Annotated in this window: 16 protein-coding genes and 2 pseudogenes; 12 read left to right on the forward strand and 6 right to left on the reverse strand. The window is 41.2% G+C overall.

Annotation, left to right across the window (positions count from 1 at the left end; genetic code table 11):
- From RMY64_RS30345 to RMY64_RS30365, 5 genes and pseudogenes are all read left to right on the forward strand, one after another.
- A pseudogene (locus tag RMY64_RS30345) lies at nt 1-279 on the forward strand (hypothetical protein); the annotation flags it as partial.
- 170 nt (nt 280-449) lie between these two features.
- Nucleotides 450-1892: an alpha-L-fucosidase gene (locus tag RMY64_RS30350; protein WP_322701941.1), complete on the forward strand. Its 1443-nt coding sequence runs from the start codon at nt 450-452 to the stop codon at nt 1890-1892.
- 330 nt (nt 1893-2222) lie between these two features.
- On the forward strand, nt 2223-3815 hold the full coding sequence (locus tag RMY64_RS30355; protein ID WP_322701942.1) for a prenyltransferase/squalene oxidase repeat-containing protein: 1593 nt from the start codon (nt 2223-2225) through the stop codon (nt 3813-3815).
- Between the two features lie 16 nt (nt 3816-3831).
- Nucleotides 3832-4536: an HAD-IB family hydrolase gene (locus tag RMY64_RS30360; protein ID WP_322701943.1), complete on the forward strand. Its 705-nt coding sequence runs from the start codon at nt 3832-3834 to the stop codon at nt 4534-4536.
- A gap of 1207 nt (nt 4537-5743) precedes the next feature.
- Nucleotides 5744-7084, forward strand: a pseudogene (locus RMY64_RS30365) (IS4 family transposase).
- Between the two features lie 305 nt (nt 7085-7389).
- On the opposite strand, the gene RMY64_RS30370 reads toward RMY64_RS30365, so the two are convergent.
- Nucleotides 7390-7794, reverse strand: coding sequence for a transposase family protein (locus RMY64_RS30370; protein WP_322701944.1), 405 nt, complete (start codon nt 7792-7794; stop codon nt 7390-7392).
- A 535-nt stretch (nt 7795-8329) separates the two neighbouring features.
- On the opposite strand from RMY64_RS30370, the gene RMY64_RS30375 reads away from it, so the two are divergent.
- The 6 genes from RMY64_RS30375 (at nt 8330) to RMY64_RS30400 (ending at nt 12109) form a co-directional block, all read left to right on the forward strand.
- Nucleotides 8330-8722: a hypothetical protein gene (locus RMY64_RS30375; protein ID WP_322701945.1), complete on the forward strand. Its 393-nt coding sequence runs from the start codon at nt 8330-8332 to the stop codon at nt 8720-8722.
- A 64-nt stretch (nt 8723-8786) separates the two neighbouring features.
- Complete coding sequence (locus RMY64_RS30380; protein ID WP_322701946.1) at nt 8787-8972, forward strand: hypothetical protein; 186 nt, start codon at nt 8787-8789, stop codon at nt 8970-8972.
- A gap of 349 nt (nt 8973-9321) precedes the next feature.
- Nucleotides 9322-10128, forward strand: coding sequence for a class I SAM-dependent methyltransferase (locus RMY64_RS30385; protein WP_322701947.1), 807 nt, complete (start codon nt 9322-9324; stop codon nt 10126-10128).
- 31 nt (nt 10129-10159) lie between these two features.
- Nucleotides 10160-10774: a hypothetical protein gene (locus RMY64_RS30390; protein WP_322701948.1), complete on the forward strand. Its 615-nt coding sequence runs from the start codon at nt 10160-10162 to the stop codon at nt 10772-10774.
- A gap of 5 nt (nt 10775-10779) precedes the next feature.
- Complete coding sequence (locus tag RMY64_RS30395) at nt 10780-11412, forward strand: putative Ig domain-containing protein (RefSeq protein WP_322701949.1); 633 nt, start codon at nt 10780-10782, stop codon at nt 11410-11412.
- Complete coding sequence (locus tag RMY64_RS30400) at nt 11387-12109, forward strand: calcium-binding protein (RefSeq protein ID WP_322701950.1); 723 nt, start codon at nt 11387-11389, stop codon at nt 12107-12109. The genes RMY64_RS30395 and RMY64_RS30400 overlap by 26 nt, the downstream gene beginning before the upstream one ends.
- A gap of 127 nt (nt 12110-12236) precedes the next feature.
- Here the strand turns inward: RMY64_RS30400 and RMY64_RS30405 are convergent, their stop codons facing one another.
- Complete coding sequence (locus tag RMY64_RS30405; protein ID WP_322701951.1) at nt 12237-13586, reverse strand: replicative DNA helicase; 1350 nt, start codon at nt 13584-13586, stop codon at nt 12237-12239.
- A gap of 2 nt (nt 13587-13588) precedes the next feature.
- Complete coding sequence (locus RMY64_RS30410) at nt 13589-15118, reverse strand: hypothetical protein (protein ID WP_322701952.1); 1530 nt, start codon at nt 15116-15118, stop codon at nt 13589-13591.
- A gap of 74 nt (nt 15119-15192) precedes the next feature.
- Here RMY64_RS30410 and RMY64_RS30415 point away from each other — a divergent pair, with 74 nt between their 5' ends.
- Nucleotides 15193-16152, forward strand: coding sequence for a cytosolic protein (locus tag RMY64_RS30415; protein WP_322701953.1), 960 nt, complete (start codon nt 15193-15195; stop codon nt 16150-16152).
- Between the two features lie 65 nt (nt 16153-16217).
- On the opposite strand, the gene RMY64_RS30420 is transcribed toward RMY64_RS30415, so the two are convergent.
- The 3 genes from RMY64_RS30420 to RMY64_RS30430 form a co-directional block, all read right to left on the reverse strand.
- A complete protein-coding gene (locus tag RMY64_RS30420; protein ID WP_322701978.1) occupies nt 16218-16532 on the reverse strand; it encodes an MT-A70 family methyltransferase in 315 nt (104 codons plus the stop codon).
- A gap of 40 nt (nt 16533-16572) precedes the next feature.
- Complete coding sequence (locus RMY64_RS30425; RefSeq protein WP_322701954.1) at nt 16573-16956, reverse strand: MT-A70 family methyltransferase; 384 nt, start codon at nt 16954-16956, stop codon at nt 16573-16575.
- A 196-nt stretch (nt 16957-17152) separates the two neighbouring features.
- A complete protein-coding gene (locus tag RMY64_RS30430) occupies nt 17153-17440 on the reverse strand; it encodes a hypothetical protein (RefSeq protein ID WP_322701955.1) in 288 nt (95 codons plus the stop codon).
- Nucleotides 17441-17449: the final 9 nt, after the last annotated feature.

Genomic DNA, 17449 nt, shown 5'->3' on the forward strand with positions numbered 1-17449 from the left:
CTTACGACTTTATTCTTGAAGCCTTATTTAGCGCAGCTTCATAAAGAATTGGTATTAGTTGATACCATCCTGCGAGATGAAAAGCAAATATTTCCAGTATCGGCTAGAGCAGATTCTAACTATGGAGTTGGCAGTGAAGTTGTTCTTGGACTTCCATGTATCATTGGCTCAACAGGTATTGACCGCCAACTGCTGTTATCAAGAAATGCTTATGAACAACGCTTATTAGAAGAATCAGCCAACAAACTCAATGAAGCCCATAATTTTTTGCATAATTAAAATCAATTGAGTGCGGCTCTTGTCAGCAAGTTTTTTGTATCTTACTCAACTGCACACCCTTATAGACTTAAACTTAACATTCAGTGCTTGTTAATAAAAATAGCGACTAAAAATTGCTAAGTCTACTTTCGTTCTAAAGTTTAAGAACCCTGTCAATAAGGAATCTTGTAATGATTAAGTTTTTAGTACGTTTGTTGTTTGCTACATTATCTCTAACAGTATTTTTGAATTTGTTCACTTCTGTTGCTATTGCACAAAGAACTTATGAGCCAACAACTGAATCACTATCGAACCATGAAGTTCCAGACTGGTTCAAGGATGCGAAACTCGGAATTTTCATCCATTGGGGGGTATATTCTGTACCTGCCTATGCACCACTAACTGGGGAATTGAACAAGGTTGTTGCAGAGCGTGGTTGGGAGTATTGGTTTGAGAACAACCCTTACTCGGAATGGTATTACAACTCCATGAAACTTGAGGGCAGCCCTACCTATAACTACCATCGTACAACCTATAGTGAAGCCTTCACCTATGATGACTTTATTCCCAGATTCAATGCAGCTATAACAAATTGGAACCCCTCAGAATGGGCAAAATTATTTTCTAAAGTGGGTGCGCGGTACGTTGTACTAACAACGAAGCATCATGATGGCTTTTTGTTGTGGCCTAGTCAAACTAGAAACCAGCCAGGGCGAGTGGCAACACGCGATATTGTAGGCGAACTAACACAAGCTGTTCGCCAAGAAGGTATGCGGATGGGTGTGTATTATTCTGGTGGTCTTGATTGGTCTTTCAAAGATACAACAATCACAGACTTCAACACGCTGGTAGGAGCAACTATTCAGAAAAAAGCCTATGCAGACTATGCAAATGCTCATTGGCGCGAATTGATTGACCGCTATCAGCCATCTATATTATGGAATGATCTTGGCTACCCTATTGGGCAAGCGAATGAAATTATGGCCTACTTTTACAATCGCGTACCCGATGGTGTAGTGAATGACCGTTTTGATTTAGGTGGTCAGTTAGGGTTGCACTTTGACTTTTCCACACCTGAGTACAGCCAGCTTACACAAATAGAACCTCATAAATGGGAAAGTACAAGAGGTTTAGGTTACTCATTCGGCTATAACCAAAATGATACTGATTTGAACATGATTTCGGTAGATGAACTAGTTGACTTATTTGTAGATATTGTTAGTAAAAATGGTAATTTATTGCTGAACATTGGGCCAAAGGCTGATGGTTCAATATCCAAGGTACAGTTTGAAAGATTAGAAGGCTTGGGTAAATGGCTAAATGTGAATGGTAAAGCAATCTTTGGCTCACGCTATTGGATACGAGCAGAAGATTTAACTCCAGAACGTATTCGAGTACGCTACACCACTAATAAAGGAAAATTATATGCAATATTGCTTGATGAGTTAACGTTTGGGAAGGTTACTATTCCAGGAATAATTTTGCCGAAAAAAGCAAATATTGCGATGCTAGGTGTTGGAGGTAAACTGAAGTGGCAGCAGTACAGTCAGAATTTATCCATAACACTACCGCACAAGTCTTTAGTCAAAAAATCACCAGCTTACACATTAGAGATTAGCTGTATGCCTCTATAATCTGATTCAGAAGTTAGAAATATCTTTGATTAAAGAAGAAACAAGGCTTACAGCTTCTTTTTCAATAGAAGATGTTTCTGAAGCTAAACTTTTCAATTAAATATCATACTCTGCCGCATCTACCGATTCAACTTCAGCAGCTAGCTGCTGTAAACAAGAATGTTTCTCAGTAAGAATCTCAGTAAGAAGACCCAGGTTCAGCAACGATTACGGTTACGGCTGTTGAAGTTCCAGAGTTGACAGAAGAAGAACAGCGCGATCGCTTGAATTTTTCACCCCGTAAGAGCGATGCCTTGCGATCAGAATTACACCTAACCTATTGACAAATCTATGGAAACTTTTAAAAAATTTTCTAATCCTATAGTCAGCTCTTCTGTTTTGCAACCTTTAATACTGGGTGAGCCAGAATTGCGTGGTCAAGTTATAGACTGCCAGAAGAAACTTACACGCTATCTAAAAGACCAAGTGAAAACAGACGGATCTGTTAGAGATGTTTGCAAGAGCCGTGTACTTGAATCCTCATTGATGCTCCACTTGCTTACTATCCAAGAAATATATCCAAATTGTCAGTATCAACTCACTCACTATTTAACTACTCAACTTGATAAAGAGCATAATAACAAGTTCCACAAGGCTCTAATTTTTGGAGCATTGCGTAAAAGTATACCTGAAGATGCACAAGTTGGTGAAGATTATATGACAGGCTTTCAGCATTTTACGGCAAGCCGTAAGCGCGTGCTGTTCAGTGCAATCCTAGCAGAACTAGAGGTAATGCCGTATGACAACCAGTATCAGATAGAACACTTCTTTTATCAAGGTTATCAAAGTTGGGTTGCAGCTGAAATATGCGCTCTCAAAGTTCTATACGCTTTTGGTTTAAACTACCGAAAGTGGATAAACCATGATGACGTAGAATTTCTACTGGCAACGCAGAATAATAACTCGATTTGGGAAAAACACGTTTTAGCCAATATTATCATCTTATTGGCACTTCAGAAGTTTCCAGAACACCACCATGTAGTTTTAAAGGGAATTAACAATTTGCTAAGTTGTCAAAACTCAGATGGCGGTTTCCCTTTTATTGCTAGTTTTGAGATTTTCTGTACAGCAACTGCTGGAGTAGCGTTAACAGATAGTGGAGCTGACATAGAGACTCTATTACAAATGGCTGAGTACATAGTGAGACAACAGCAATCAGATGGCGGATGGTCATATGCAGAGGGTACAAGTCAGACTGACGTAGATGATACTTCTTTCTGTGTAGAGTTTTTACAGGCACTTGAGGTTGACAAATACAAAGAATACATTTCAAAAGGGGAGGCGTACCTTCTCGCTATTCAGAATGAAGATGGTGGATTTCCTACCTTTGTGCGTGGTAATTCCTCTGAAATTACCATGACAGCAGCAGCTCTTAACGCGTTGGCTCCTCGCTGTACTGAGTATACAAACGTCTTCGAGTTAGGACTGCGCTACATCATTAGCCAACAAAAGTTCGACGGTTATTTTGAAAGGAGCTGGAGTCTGAGCGAAGCACAGGCGATTTTCCGTTCAGTGTTAGCAATGCGTACCTGTAAAGTTGTTCGATCAGCGCAGCTTTTAGAAAGTATTTATACAGCAGAAGCGAAAGCATTAGACTACCTGCGTAAATCTCAAAACAGCGATGGCGGTTGGGGTCATCAATTAGGTGACGCAAGCGATGTTATCAGTACCTCATATACCCTGATTGCTCTAAGCAGCCTTGGTGATGCCGAAACATTAAGGCGAGGTACACATTACCTGATGCTACAGCAGGATGAAGAAGGAAAATTCGTCTCTATACCAGATCAAGTAGCTCCCCGACCCATACCTTATGATGTGCCTATTCTCACTAGCATCTTCGCGCTACTCGCTCTTAAGTACACTGCTGCCGTTATCAGGGAATAATATACAAAGGAACGATATGAAAGTTGCTGCCTTAGATATTGACGGAACTCTCTACCCTGGTGCTTTAGGGCTTCAGTTACTACAAGCATTAACAGCAAATGGTATTAGTGATAAATCAAAGATCGAGGATATTTTTAAAGTAGTCGAAAAATATCACCTTAATGAAATTGACTTCCAGATCATGGCAACTACCGCTTATAATCTCTTTGCAGAGGCGATTGCAGGGATATCACAAACTGTAATGCAGCGTATTGCTAGGCAAGTATGGCAGCAAGAACGAACCAAACTATTCCCTTTCGTTCCGAAACTTATCGACATTCTCAACAGCCAGGGATATTCCCTTGTATTAATTTCAGGTAGCCCGGATGAAATCGTGTGTTGCCTAGCTGAGGAGTTTGGGATTTCAAAATACCAAGGCTCAATTTTCGCCACTCACCAAGGTAAGTACACTGGAAAAGTAAATCTCTTTTCAGGATCTCTCGGCAAAAAGTATTCTATTTTTCTACAGATGGTTAAGGATTGGAGTGTAAATCTGGAGGAATCCCTCGCCATAGGTGATTCAATAACTGATACGGCGCTCCTTGAGATCGTTGGAAAACCTGTAGTGTTTGAACCTCATCCATCATTAATGTCGATCGCACAAGAGAAAGATTGGCTTGTTACCAACCGGAGTAATATTGTCAAACATATCATGGAGTTAGGAAACCCATTTTTGACTTAAACAATAACATCGTGGGTTTTGATAAATCCAACGATGTGATTAATGGTCAAGAGGGTAACATCCCGTAAGGGCGATGCCTTGCGATCAGAATTACACCCAGCCTATTGACAATAAACCTCGTCTACGTTGAAAACCGTAGTTTTTCCTGATCTTCTTCAAGATGATTTTCACCCACAAGCGATGCCTGCGGCACACTTCGTGAACGCTTGGACAATGAAATATTTGATTTTTACTCAGATATCTACTAAAACAAAAATTTTGAACCATAACATGGGTATTTGAAGCATATTTTGGTTCTTGTCAGATTTTGGTGATGATTAAAGGTTACGCGCTTTAAGGCAGAAGGCAGGAGGCAGAGGGCAGAAGGGTTTAAAACGTTTTTTTCCGGGCGTGGGATTTGTGACTTCACTCTTGCGATCGCTTACGGCTTTCAAGTGATGCAGATGTTCTATAATCCATGCTGGGCTTCAATTGTGGGAATTTTTCCTTCCTCTTCCTTCTGCCGTCTGCCTTCTGCCTTACCCCAACCAGGATCACCAAAAGTTGCCAAGAACCCATATTTTGAATTGAAAGTTTAAGTTAGAACAATTTTGTCAAGGATTTTTTGTGCAAGTTTTGTCCAATTGTGTTTTTTCAACTCATTCTCTAGTTATGATTCAGAATTTCAACTCTCACTCATAATTTGATTCAAAGTTTTAATTTGTGATTAGCGCAAAAGCCTGAATTTTCGTTAACTCTTTTCTAATTTATGGATCAAAATTTTTCTCACATTATGATTCAAAGCATAATTACAACATAACCACTATTCTTCTTTTGAGCGATGGCGCTGTTTCTCCCGCCGTAGGCGATCGCCAGCCGCAAGCAGAGGCTAAAAATGCTTTTAAAAACCTCAAATTCAGAGGGAACAGGAAAAACTCATGTTTTTACGTAAACATGAGATTGAAATATTGACACTGTTTTTTTCGTTGCCCTCTCCGCTCAAAAACATCTTTTTTTTGACTGAGCTTTAAACTCTGAAACTTTAGTTTTTTTATCTGTTCCCTGTTTCCTATTCCCTTTTTTTGTAAAGTCGTCTAAGCTGTTCCGTCTACAACTTGCATTATCAGGGCGGGCAGGATGCCATTAGTGTCAAGTTAAGAAAAAAGGAGACTTGTCAAGTGGGTAAAACTTAATGGCTAAACTCAACACAAGGGTGTTGATTTGAGCCATGAGTAAGCCACGTAAAAAACAAGGGAATCCAGATTTTCGACATCGGGTAAGTTGCCCAGCCCCAACAACTCAAGAGATAGAATCACGATTGATTGAACTAGTAACTCCAGGGACATTTGCCAATCTCAAAGATGTAAAAGACAAACAGCGGAATTTGCGTAGGCGCAGCCCACCGTAGGCATCGCGGGTACTAACGCTACCAGTGATGGCAGCAATAGTGCTAAGTTTGGTGTATCGACAAATAAATTATTTAACAGATGTGCTGCGCTGCCTAGAAGTTGAAGGATTATTGTGGGTAGAGGCAATGTCTGTGAGTCGGCAAGCAACAACTAATCGCCTTGAGAGCTTGCCAGCGAAGCTGTTTGTTGGACTGTTTGAGCAAGTAATAGAGCGCCTAGCAGCCAAGAAAAAACCTACAGAAGTTGACCCCCGGTGGTCATCGGTGGTTGAAGAGTTCAGTGCAGTATGGATAGCGGATGCATCAACTCTAGAAGCAGTCAAAAAACATTTAGGACAACTCCAAGAAAAAACAAACGCAGTGTTGGGTGGGAAGATGTTGATGGTGGTGGAAGCATTCAGCCATCGCCCGGTGGCAGCGTTTTTCGATGGCGATGCCAAACGTAACGAAACCAAGTGGTGGCAAGAACTACAAGTACGCTTACCAGTGGGCGGTTTACTGATAACAGATATGGGCTTCTATGGATTTGAGTGGTTTGATACCCTAACTGAAGCCAGAAAATATGTTTTAACCAGACAAAAAGCCAAGGTGCGCTATCAAGTTGTGCGCGTACTTTCTAGTGGTTCTCATTACAAAGACGAAATCATTCAAATGGGTCTTCACCATACTGATCCTTGTCGCTACCCGATGCGACAAGTATCTGTACTTTGGGGAAAGACTTGGTATCATTACTTAACCAATGTCCTTGACCCACAACAACTTTCACCACAATCAGTTTGTGAGTTGTATCGCCGACGTTGGCAAATCGAAGATGCATTTTTACTCACAAAAAGATTGTTGGGTTTGTCCTATCTCTGGGTTGGTGGCAATAATGGTGTACAGATGCTTTTTTTTGCTACATGGATTTTTTATGCTGTTCTCAATGATTTATGTGCTGATGTCGCTGTCGCTTTGCAACAACCAATAGAGCGAATTTCTGTGGAAATGGTTTTCCGCAGTTTATATTTTTTCCATCGCGCACTCTTGCAAAACTCACAACTTCAACTTATTCCTTGGTTAGTTGAGCATCACCGCTCTATGGGTTTGGTAAAAGCAGTGCGTCAGCGACACCGACGCAATGCCGCAACCTCGCTTGACACTTGGGCTTCTGCCTTAACTTGACACCAATGGCAGTTGTTCTTTAAATCCACAAGCAGTGCCGATGGTTTTGGTAGTGGTGGTCTATTTGCGACTCTAACAGGTGCGCTAACTCACAGTTCAAAGCAAGGAACATAAAGATCAGTTATCAGTTAGTTGAAATAGACTTATCCAGAAATGGTAAACGCTTGCCATGAGAGAGTTTGAGGGAGAATTGTTAGAAGGCGATCGCTGGATGAGCAAAAACTAAAGAATGAGTATCCAAGGGGTTTAATTATACTAAATTAGTAGTTTATAAATAAAAGATAGTGGATAATTGAATCATTTTTTTAAGGATAATAAGGAGGATTAATAGTTAAAATATATGAACAGTTCAAGCGGAGTCTAACTAATCCACAAATTGTCATAATTACCTGATTATAGTGATGAAGAAATAAACGGAATCGCTCACTAGCTACGCGAAATATTTTTACTCGATATATTATGTGTTCTATACCAATTCTGCGGGATGATAATTGTCGATTTTCCTGTTTATGTAATTCCGAAATTTCAGCTTTACTGAGTTTTTTATGTGGGGTGGCAATGGCATGGTCTCCTATATAGGCTTTATCTCCTAAAAATTTCTGTGATAAAGCAAATTTATCCCGTGTTTTTCTGAATAAGTTAATGTCACTAATTTTTCCTAATTGTCCCAGACAAATATCCACTATATCTGCGCCATTGGGTAAAGACAATAAACTTGATAATCATTCTGAGAGAGGAAGGGAGATGGATGGGCGATCGCGCTTGCTACCCCCGCTACAATCGCCTACAGCCAATTGATGATACATTTCCTGCTAAGGCAGTACACACCTCTAGAATCCCAAAATTAACCCCACTAGTAATTTAAGTGGGGGCATCGAGTATTGGGCATTGGGCGATCGCTACTCCCCGATTAATCACATTCAAAATATAACTTCTAAAGTGGTCAAGCCCAAATCCTGTTTCCTTGACTTGTAGGAAATTGTACTAAAGTTGAAATTTGGATTCCAACTTTAGTTGGAGCCAACATTCCATTTTAAGATGGACTGATTTATCAATCAATCTATTGAGCAAAAGTTTCAACTTTTAGGGGACGACAAGTTAGGGTCAATTGCATATATTTGTATAGAAAGCCACCAAAGGTTCAACAAAACTATGTAAACGTTTAGTTGCTCGCTGGTAGCGAAATCCTCTAGTTAATTGATGTCAAAGAATATTTAGAATTGGTAAAAAAGGCGGAATGCAATTATGGATGTTTGGAAATTGGGTAAATTAGGAGTCGTAATCGTTGGTGCAATAGCTTTGTCTGGAAACTCCGCTATTGCCGAAATTAATCAGGATGTAGCTCTAGATAATAATCTGAATACACCTACTTTAAATACAGCGATTAAAAAGCGCAATACATTTGCAATAGCTTTGTCTGGCAACTCTGCTATTGCCAAAATCAATCAGGATGTAGCTCTAGATAATAATCTGAATGCATCTATCTTAAACACAGCGATTAAAAAGCACAATACATTAGGAGACGATGCACTGAAAATTAATTACAACACTAAACAAACTCCATTTCAAAATAGATATGCTGTAGATAAGAAAAAACCGTTAATAATAGCCTGCATACCGGTGTGTTGCTGTGGATAAGCCTTAGCGTTTTTTATTTCACCCTAATAAAAAAGCTGGCTGTGATTTAGGCAGCTTTTTTATTATGTCACCTGTTGGTGAAAATGTCAGAAAATATGGCTTTAACTACATTCCCTACGCGATCGCTTTATCTCGATTAATTCTTTACCAAGTTACTGCTGCTAGCTTTTATACAATGTTTGGTAGTGACCACGGAACATTTCGTCATTTTGTATCAAGTTCTGATACGGTAGTCACGACCTTTATATAAATAGATATTAACCATAATGACTACCAGACTTTATCTGAAAACTCTGTTATTGCCAAAATAAATCAGGGTGTGACTCTAGAAAATAATCTGAATGCACCTACCTTAAACACAGCGATTAAAGAGCACAATACATTAGGAGACAATACACTGAAAATTAATTACAGCATCAAACAAACTGAATCTCAAAATAGAAATGCTGTAGACGTTATTAATATAACTGGTAATTGTAAGGCTTTTAATAGGTGATTAAATCTCCTAATTACGAATTACAAGATTTAAAAATGCTCTAATTCTTCATATAGATTTAAGAATAATTAGTTAAGTCAAGCAGTTCCAAGATGAATAAAAAATGATATATGATGACCGTTATACACTAGCCACTGGAAAAGAAGGTGCAAATCGATTGCAAATTCTTCACCAAATCCATAAGCCATATACAGAGTTTTTACTTGCGCGAGTTGGACTCTGCGAAGGAATGCATATAGCTGACATTGGTTGCGGTATTGGAAGTGTTTCCACTTGGTTAGGCAAACAAGTTGGATTCAACGGTTCAGTTATTGGTGTAGATGTGAGTACAGAGCAGGTAGAACAGGCACGAGGAAATGCAGACGCACTTGGCTTGAGCAATGTAAAATTTGTCTTGGGCAGCGCTTACAATACAGGATTACCTCATAACTCCTTTGACCTAGTTTACTGCCGCTTTTTGCTAATCCATCTGACTCGCCCTACAGATGCACTGGAACAAATGCTGGCACTACTCAAGCCGAATGGATTGTTAGTGTGTGAGGAAGCCGACTTTAGCACTGCTTTTTGTCAACCTGCTAACCCTAGCTACGACCGTTGTTTTGAGCTTTTCCTTAGACTAGGTAACACTCGTAGCCAGCACTTTTGTATGGGAAGCAAGCTTTACCAAATATTTCAAAATGCTGGCTTGCTGACGCGAGAAATTTTTTTAATGCAGCCTGTCGCAGTTCACAAAGAAACTAAGCGTTTAGTAGATTTGTCACTCAAAGAGGCAGCTGATGCTTTTATTTCTTCTGGAATAACAACACCAGAAGAGATTAATCAAACTATAGAGCAAATAAGAGAGTTGGCAGAGGACGAAACAACATTGTTTGGCATCCCTCGTGTGACACAAATCTGGGCGCGAAAATAACTATACAGTTTCTTGAAGCTTTACAGAGTTATTGGATTGTGAAGAGACTGGTTATGAGATATATGCCCAACGCTACAACAACACAGTAATCACCTCTGGTTCTATCTCTGCCTTGGCCTACACCGAGAACGCCACAACAGCCATCGACTCAGGCATCATTATTAGCGACTTAGACTCCGCTAACCTAGTTAGTGCCACTGTCAGCATTACCAGTGGTTTCGTGTTTGGTCAAGACACCCTCACCTTCACCAACCAAAATGGGATTACTGGCAGCTACAACAGCAGCACAGGCGTTTTAACCTTAACTGGCAGTGCTACCGTTGCTAATTATCAAACTGCACTGCGTTCCATTACTTATACCAACAGCAGTGACAACCCCACTACTACACCTCGTAACGTCAGCTTTGTCGTCAATGATGGGACTGCTGATAGTACCGTCGTTACCCGCAATATTAATATTACGGCGGTGAATGATGCACCCGTTGCTACTGCCACTAACTCTGCCCTAGCATATACTGAGAACGCCACTACAGTCATTGATTCAGGCATCACCGTCAACGATGTAGACTCCCCTAATCTGGCTAGTGCCACCGTTAGCATTACCAGTGGCTTTATTTCTGCTCAAGACACCCTCGCCTTTACCTAATCAAAATGGGATTACGGGCAGCTACAACAGCAGCACGGGTGTTTATAACCTTAATCGGTAGTGCCACCCTTGCGAATTATCAAACCGCACTGCGTTCTATTACTTATACCAACAGCAGCGACAACCCCAGTACTACACCTCGTACCGTCAGCTTTGTGGTTAATGATGGGACTAATAATAGTACCGTCGTTACCCGCAATATTAATATTACGGCGGTGAATGATGCCCCAGTCGTTGCCAACCCCATTACTAACCAAACAGCGACAGAAGACACTGCCTTCAGCTTCGCTCTTCCAGCAAATACCTTCGCCGATGTGGATGCAGGAGATAACCTTACCTACAGCGCCACATTAGAAAATGGTGACTCACTTCCCAGTTGGTTAACCTTCAACGGTACTACCTTCAGTGGTACTCCCACAAATGACAACGTTGGTAGCCTCAATATTAAAGCGATCGCCAGTGATGGAACGGCAACTGTCAGCGATATTTTTACACTGGCAGTAGTTAGTACTAATGTGATTAATGGCACAATAGTAGCGGACAACTTGACTGGTACGGTGAACAGGGATATTATCTCAGGATTGCAGGACAATGACACGCTCAACGGACTAGGTGATAACGACACTTTATGGTGGTGATGGAAATGATTTCTTAGATGGTGGTACAGGTAACGATAGCCTCATTGGTGGTAAAGGCAATGACACTTATACTGTAGACACCATCGGCAATACTATTGTTGAATCCGCCAGTGCAGGCACAGATTTAGTCAACTCTTCGGTAAATTGGGTCTTGGGAGATAACCTAGAGAAGTTGATCCTGACTGGAAGCACGACAATCAATGGTACTGGTAACAGCCTTGATAACATGCTGACGGGAAATACTGGTGTTAACATCTTGAACGGAGGAGATGGTAACGATAGCCTTTATGGTAACTTAGGCAATGACACCTTGTTGGGCGGTGTGGGTGACGATGTGCTAAGTGGTGGAATTGGTCGAGATGTGTTGACTGGTGAAAGTGGGCGAGATAGCTTATATCTGACTGATACCCGCACTGGAGGCTATGATATCATCACTGATTTTACTGTTGGAGATGATACTATCTTCATTTCTAAGGCAGAATTTGTACTGAGCCAATCTCAGGATACGATACTCGATTCGGGCTTATTCCGACTTGGTACGATCGCTACAGCACTAAGCGATCGCTTCATCTACAATCAAACTACGGGTAACTTATTCTTTGATAAAGATGGATTGGGTGGTACAGCACAAGTTCAAATAGCCCAGTTATCCAATAATGCACAGCTTAGTAGTACAAATATTACTGTGATTGCTTAACGAAAGCTAACTATAACCAGCAAATGTACATTTTCCAGCAGCAGAAATAATGAGAAGCGATTGTCTGCATAGTAGTGCTAGGCAATCGCTCTCCAAAATAGCCGCGATTGCTGGATCTGGCTGTAAATTATCTCGCCAAGTTCAAAAATTTCGAGGTCGATAAATCGCACAACATCGTTGCAGTGCCGAGCTTACCGTAAAGCCTGTTTTTCTCAACAATCAACTCGATAGTGCGGTCGCTTGGGTCTTTCGTATACACGGCATCCCGGTAAAGCATAATCAACTGGTCACAAACCTCAAAGATTTCACCAGAGTTGCGAAGTAAATGACGATTGGGGCGTTTATCAGCCGTTGTTTGATTGCCCCGATTGATTTGACAGCCTAAGAAAACAGAGATTTTGTGAGACTTGGCAATGTCCCGAATCTGGCGGGTAATCTTGCCGACTTCAAAGGCCATATTCCCACCGGACTCCAGAGGAATCTGCTGTAAGTAATCAATAAACACAGCACCAATAGAACCGCCAAATTCGGCAATAGCACGGCGCACTGCACTTGCAATCATTGTGGTTGTAGGGGAGGAATGCTCGTAAACCTTCCAAGGCAGTTCCACCATTTGTCCTATGCCTTGTGCTATTTGTTCCCAGTAGCATTGAGTATTGGTTTGAATCATAGAAGCGTCTACGCCTGTGATTCGGGCCAGCATTCGGGCATTGAGTTGATTCTTATCCATTTCTGGAGTAACGTACAGAACTGGTTTTCCAAGTTTGGTCATGATTTCGTAAGCGTAAGAAATCATAAAGTGAGTTTTCCCCATGTGAGATTCAGCAGCCACTACAACCAAGCTACTGGGATAAATGCCATCGGTGATATTTTCGAGGTCGTACCAACCAACTTTGTCGCCTGCCATATTGCCCATCTCCAGCTTTTGAAAAAGTTCAATGCCCATGTCTTGCGCTGAGAAAACCTTGCAGCGTTCATCGCTTTGATTTTGGGTAACGCCGAAAACTTCCGCCTCAGCAAGATTTAATACAAGCGGTAGTTCAGTTTCTGTTTCGTAAGCGAGTTTGACAACTTCGTTCCCAGCTTTAATTAACTGCCGTCGTCGATATTTCTCCATCACCAGATCAGCTAAAGCATCGATGTTGACAGCTGATACAGTGCGGTCTACCAGAGTCGCTAATTTGTTTCTGCCACCAATGCGATTGAGCAAATTGTGGTCAGCCAACCATGCGGTGACGCTTAGTAAATCTGTGGGTTGATATGTAGCATGAAGTTGGACTGCGGCTTGATAAATATCTTTGTGGGCGCTGATGTAGAAGGCTTGGGTTATTAGGCGATCGCTGATTCTAGTCATCGCTTCTGGATCAAGCATAATCCCGCCCAAAATCGCAACTTCCGCCTCGATGTTTTGTGGGGGCAAGTTGACTTGATTTCGATCGGGGGCAAAAGAAACTACGTTGTCTTGATTGCTGTACATAGTCATGCTCTTAGTGCTAATTTTAACTGCGCTTCAACTTCTCGCAAATTCGTGGAAGATGGTCTGGTGTTGCTCGGAACTTTTGGCTCATTTGCTTTGGCTTGAAGTTTTGCCTTTAGCTCCAGCATTTGTGGGCTGTGCTGATACCCATTGGATGGAACCCGAATGGATTGCTCTTGCTGACGGCGCATTCGGTCTTGTGCTAAAGCATCTTCGAGCGTGATGCTAGTGGTGTTGCTTGGTCTTTTTGTCGTAGCAATATGCAGTTGGGGTAGGGGCTGTTTTTCTGTTTGCAATGCCTGGTTATAGCGCTGCATCAGGTTCGTCCATCCCCCTTTGGTTTTCTCCCAGGTGTTCAGGACTGCGATCGCATGATCTATTTCCTGTTGTGCGGAGCGTTTCGATTTCGTGGCTAACTCAGCAGCCAAGAAGTCCACGACTATGGGTTTGAAGTTCTGGTACAAGTTGTTCAGCTTTCGCTCTCCATTGCGCCAAGGTAAAACCCAGCACTTCCACTTGATTGTTTCTCTGACAAGCAGTGGTAGAGAATCATCACTCATAGCAGTCGGGTCTGTTAACCAAGCATCAATCAGTTCTTTTACATTCCGGGCTGTCTTGTAGGGACAGGTTAGTTGCGGCTTATTCGCTTGTTCGCGTTTCTCGAACGACCCCCCCGCAATAGTTGATCCTCTTGAGGGATTATCGGTTTGTTGCGAAGACTCGGATTTTTTTAACAACGAAGTGGGTAATTGTGGGATTGGTTCTTCTGGGGTTAGTTCTTCTAAGCTTGGTTTTTCTGGAGTTGGTTCTTCAAGTTCAATTTCTTTTGTTGTTAAATCAAGTTCTTCTTTTTCACACACACTCTCTTGGGTGGGGGGCGCGGGTGGCGAAGCCAGGGGCGCATTGTGTGTAATCTCTGAAGTAATCTTTGAAGTATTCTTTGTATATATAGATAGATTGTCCGAAGAAGGCATTATAGTATGTCCAAGGAAGGCATTATAGCCTGTACTATCGGGGCATTCTGTACTGGATGATTGGGGCAATATATATTGCTCTGTTAAGGCATTACATATTGCACTATTGGTGCTGTCTATATTGTCCGAATTGGGCATTATGCTGGGTTTTTGATCAGCGTCATCCTGAGATTTTTTTGCTCTGCGAGTCCAAGATGAAGTAATTTTTGCAATTGGTAGCTCAAGATTGTTCATAAAAGCTGACCAACGTTGATTTAAAGCATCTTTATCCAACCAAAACTCTAAGCGTCTGGGACATCCGGTATATTTTTCTTGGAGTAATCCTCTGGCTTTAAGAAATTTTCGAGCTGTTTCTTGTTGTTTTCGAGTCAGTCCAGTTTCTTTCTCAATCTCGGCTTGAGTTTTATAAATCCAACCTTCAGGATTTTTTTGTTTACCCAACCAGTAATACATTTGGCATAAAAACAAATTTGGTAAAACGCCACCAGTGACTTCAACTAGTTTTGGATAATAAGCAACAGAATTACCAAGGTCTATCAAAAAATCTGTTAATTTCATAAAACCCTCAGAATAAACTTACTAAAGTAATCTTTTTGTTGTAAAGCGCCCTTTAAACTTTGAGATTTTCGACCATGAGTAATAAAGCACCCCAAACTGAATACGATTCTCCTTGGAAGCAGATACTACAGTTGTATTTCCAAGATTTCATGTTGTTCTTTTTTCCCCAAGCGCATAGTGAAATTGATTGGAGTCGTGGTTTTGTATTTCTTGATCAGGAGCTACAACAGGTAGTCAGAGATGCGGAGTTAGGAAAGCGATTAATTGACAAATTGGTGAAAATTTACCGCATTGGAGGTGAAGAATCTTGGCTATTGATCCATGTCGAAGTCCAAAGCCAAGAAGAAAGCGATTTTCCGAAACGTATGTTTGTATACAACTATCGGATTTTTGACCGTTATAATCGCTCTGTTGCATCATGTGCGGTACTAGGAGATGAGAATATAAACTGGCGACCAAATCAATTTGGTTATGAATTGTTTGGCTGTACGGTTGATTTTCAGTTTCCTGTGATCAAGCTGCTAGACTATCAACCAAGGTTGTCGGAGCTAGAAGCCAGTCGTAACCCCTTTGCTACAGTGGTAATGGCTCACTTGGCAGCAGTGCAAACCCGCAGTAATAGGTCGCAAAGGAAAAAATCAAAACTGAATTTAGTGCGTCGGTTGTATGAGCAAGGGTTTGAACGCGAGGCTGTTGTTAACCTTTTGGCTTTTATTGACTGGATGTTGACGCTACCATTAGATTTAGAGCGAGAATTTCAACGGGAAGTAGAACAATTAGAGGCAGAACAACGTATGCAGTACGTGACATCATTTGAGCGAATTGCCCGAATGGAAGAATTGGTAGAAGCAATAAAATTAGGCTTGGAACTCAAGTTTGGCCCTGAAGCATTAAACCTAGTGCCAGAAATTTCATCGTTGGAAGACGTTGAACTATTAAGAGCAGTGAGAAATGGGATAAAAACAGCAACTACAGTCGATGAATTGCGTCAAATATACCAGTCCTCTACAACTGACAATCTGCCAGAAAATTAGCATTGAAGAATTCAATATTTAGTTTTCTAGGTTCAGTACACTTTAAGTGCTTAAATTAGCTCTAATTAAGCACTTAACGAAGTATCTCCATCACGTTCCTCAACAGGCTGATCAAACTTCAGAGCCTCATCACCCCAAGAATCCCAGCCAACTCTAGACGAACGTGCGAACATCTCCAGTTTGGTCATATCAGGACACAGCTTTTCTACAAGTTCAAAAAACTGTTCGGGCTTACGTGAATGCTCACGCCTGGGTGAGTGCAGGATGGTGGACTCGTTTGTGAGTGTTCGTCCAGCAAAAGCTTTCACATTCCCACGAACAGCCAAAGCGCAATGTTCAGTCGAATTCCGCAACCAATGACCGACACCTAGAACACCAATTCAGTAATAAAACGCGAGACTGGACAACCAAATTTTTAGGTCATTTCAAGCACAATTTCCTTCTTGCGCCTAAAAGAAATCCGAATTTTTCGTCATAGCCTTGAATACTGAATCGATCTTCTAGATGTGTTTTAGTGTTATCCTTGGTAACTTTTTCCCAAGTCAGGATGGTTTTGAGTTCAAATCCCCATGTTTCTAAGCAGTGTGCGGCTTCAATCATGTGATTATTAGTGTACCAAAGCCAAAGAACTGACCCCGTGCGATCGCTTAAGTCTGGAACAGGCAATGACAATATTTCTTGTATGTGCATTGGTTTGTAGTTAATGCGGTTTCGGTGAGTTTTATCCTGATTTCTCAGCCGATAGAACCAGGGAGGGTCAATCACGATGCACTGGTATTGACCTTCTAATGTTGTTAGCCTCATGTTTAACTCCTGTTATTTTCAAACTTGTTCTGGAAATTCAATGTGGCTTAAAATCTGAAGTTCAACAGCCAATCCACTTAAGAAATTTTGGAGTTCAACTGTTGCCAATTCTTTGGATATCTCCTTTTCTGATGTGCAAATAAGTTGCTTCTGATGCCCAAAATAAACTTCTGTACGAGTTAAGTTTTGCTCTGTGTCAGTTAACAGATAACAGAGTCAAAGTAAATCTTCCAAGTTTGCAAAAGTAATAAGGACGGGTTGCACAAGAAGTATCTCCTTGATGCCAAGTAATATTGATTTTTGAACCAATGTGAGCGCTAATAGATTCAAAATCTACTTGGTAAATATTCAAATCTGCTTGCATTTCTCCACTGTTGTAGTAGCCAACAATGTGTTGCCTGATTCCATCAACTGATAGGCTATCGGGGATATTAATATGGGCAACAGATGCAACTTTTTCAACTACTGTGACTATGGCTTCCATATCTTGTGC

Source organism: Nostoc sp. DedQUE08 (genome assembly GCF_034530895.1).
In the GTDB taxonomy this organism is placed as follows: Bacteria; Cyanobacteriota; Cyanobacteriia; order Cyanobacteriales; family Nostocaceae; genus Nostoc.

Coding starts and splice junctions, on each gene's coding strand:
- RMY64_RS30350 (WP_322701941.1), top strand. CDS start 450: ATGATTAAGTTTTTAGTACGTTTGTTGTTTGCTACATTATCTCTAACA.
- RMY64_RS30355 (WP_322701942.1), top strand. CDS start 2,223: ATGGAAACTTTTAAAAAATTTTCTAATCCTATAGTCAGCTCTTCTGTT.
- RMY64_RS30360 (WP_322701943.1), top strand. CDS start 3,832: ATGAAAGTTGCTGCCTTAGATATTGACGGAACTCTCTACCCTGGTGCT.
- RMY64_RS30375 (WP_322701945.1), top strand. CDS start 8,330: ATGGATGTTTGGAAATTGGGTAAATTAGGAGTCGTAATCGTTGGTGCA.
- RMY64_RS30380 (WP_322701946.1), top strand. CDS start 8,787: ATGTCACCTGTTGGTGAAAATGTCAGAAAATATGGCTTTAACTACATT.
- RMY64_RS30385 (WP_322701947.1), top strand. CDS start 9,322: ATGATATATGATGACCGTTATACACTAGCCACTGGAAAAGAAGGTGCA.
- RMY64_RS30395 (WP_322701949.1), top strand. CDS start 10,780: ATGGGATTACGGGCAGCTACAACAGCAGCACGGGTGTTTATAACCTTA.
- RMY64_RS30405 (WP_322701951.1), bottom strand. CDS start 13,586: ATGTACAGCAATCAAGACAACGTAGTTTCTTTTGCCCCCGATCGAAAT.
- RMY64_RS30410 (WP_322701952.1), bottom strand. CDS start 15,118: ATGAAATTAACAGATTTTTTGATAGACCTTGGTAATTCTGTTGCTTAT.
- RMY64_RS30415 (WP_322701953.1), top strand. CDS start 15,193: ATGAGTAATAAAGCACCCCAAACTGAATACGATTCTCCTTGGAAGCAG.
- RMY64_RS30425 (WP_322701954.1), bottom strand. CDS start 16,956: ATGAGGCTAACAACATTAGAAGGTCAATACCAGTGCATCGTGATTGAC.
- RMY64_RS30430 (WP_322701955.1), bottom strand. CDS start 17,440: ATGGAAGCCATAGTCACAGTAGTTGAAAAAGTTGCATCTGTTGCCCAT.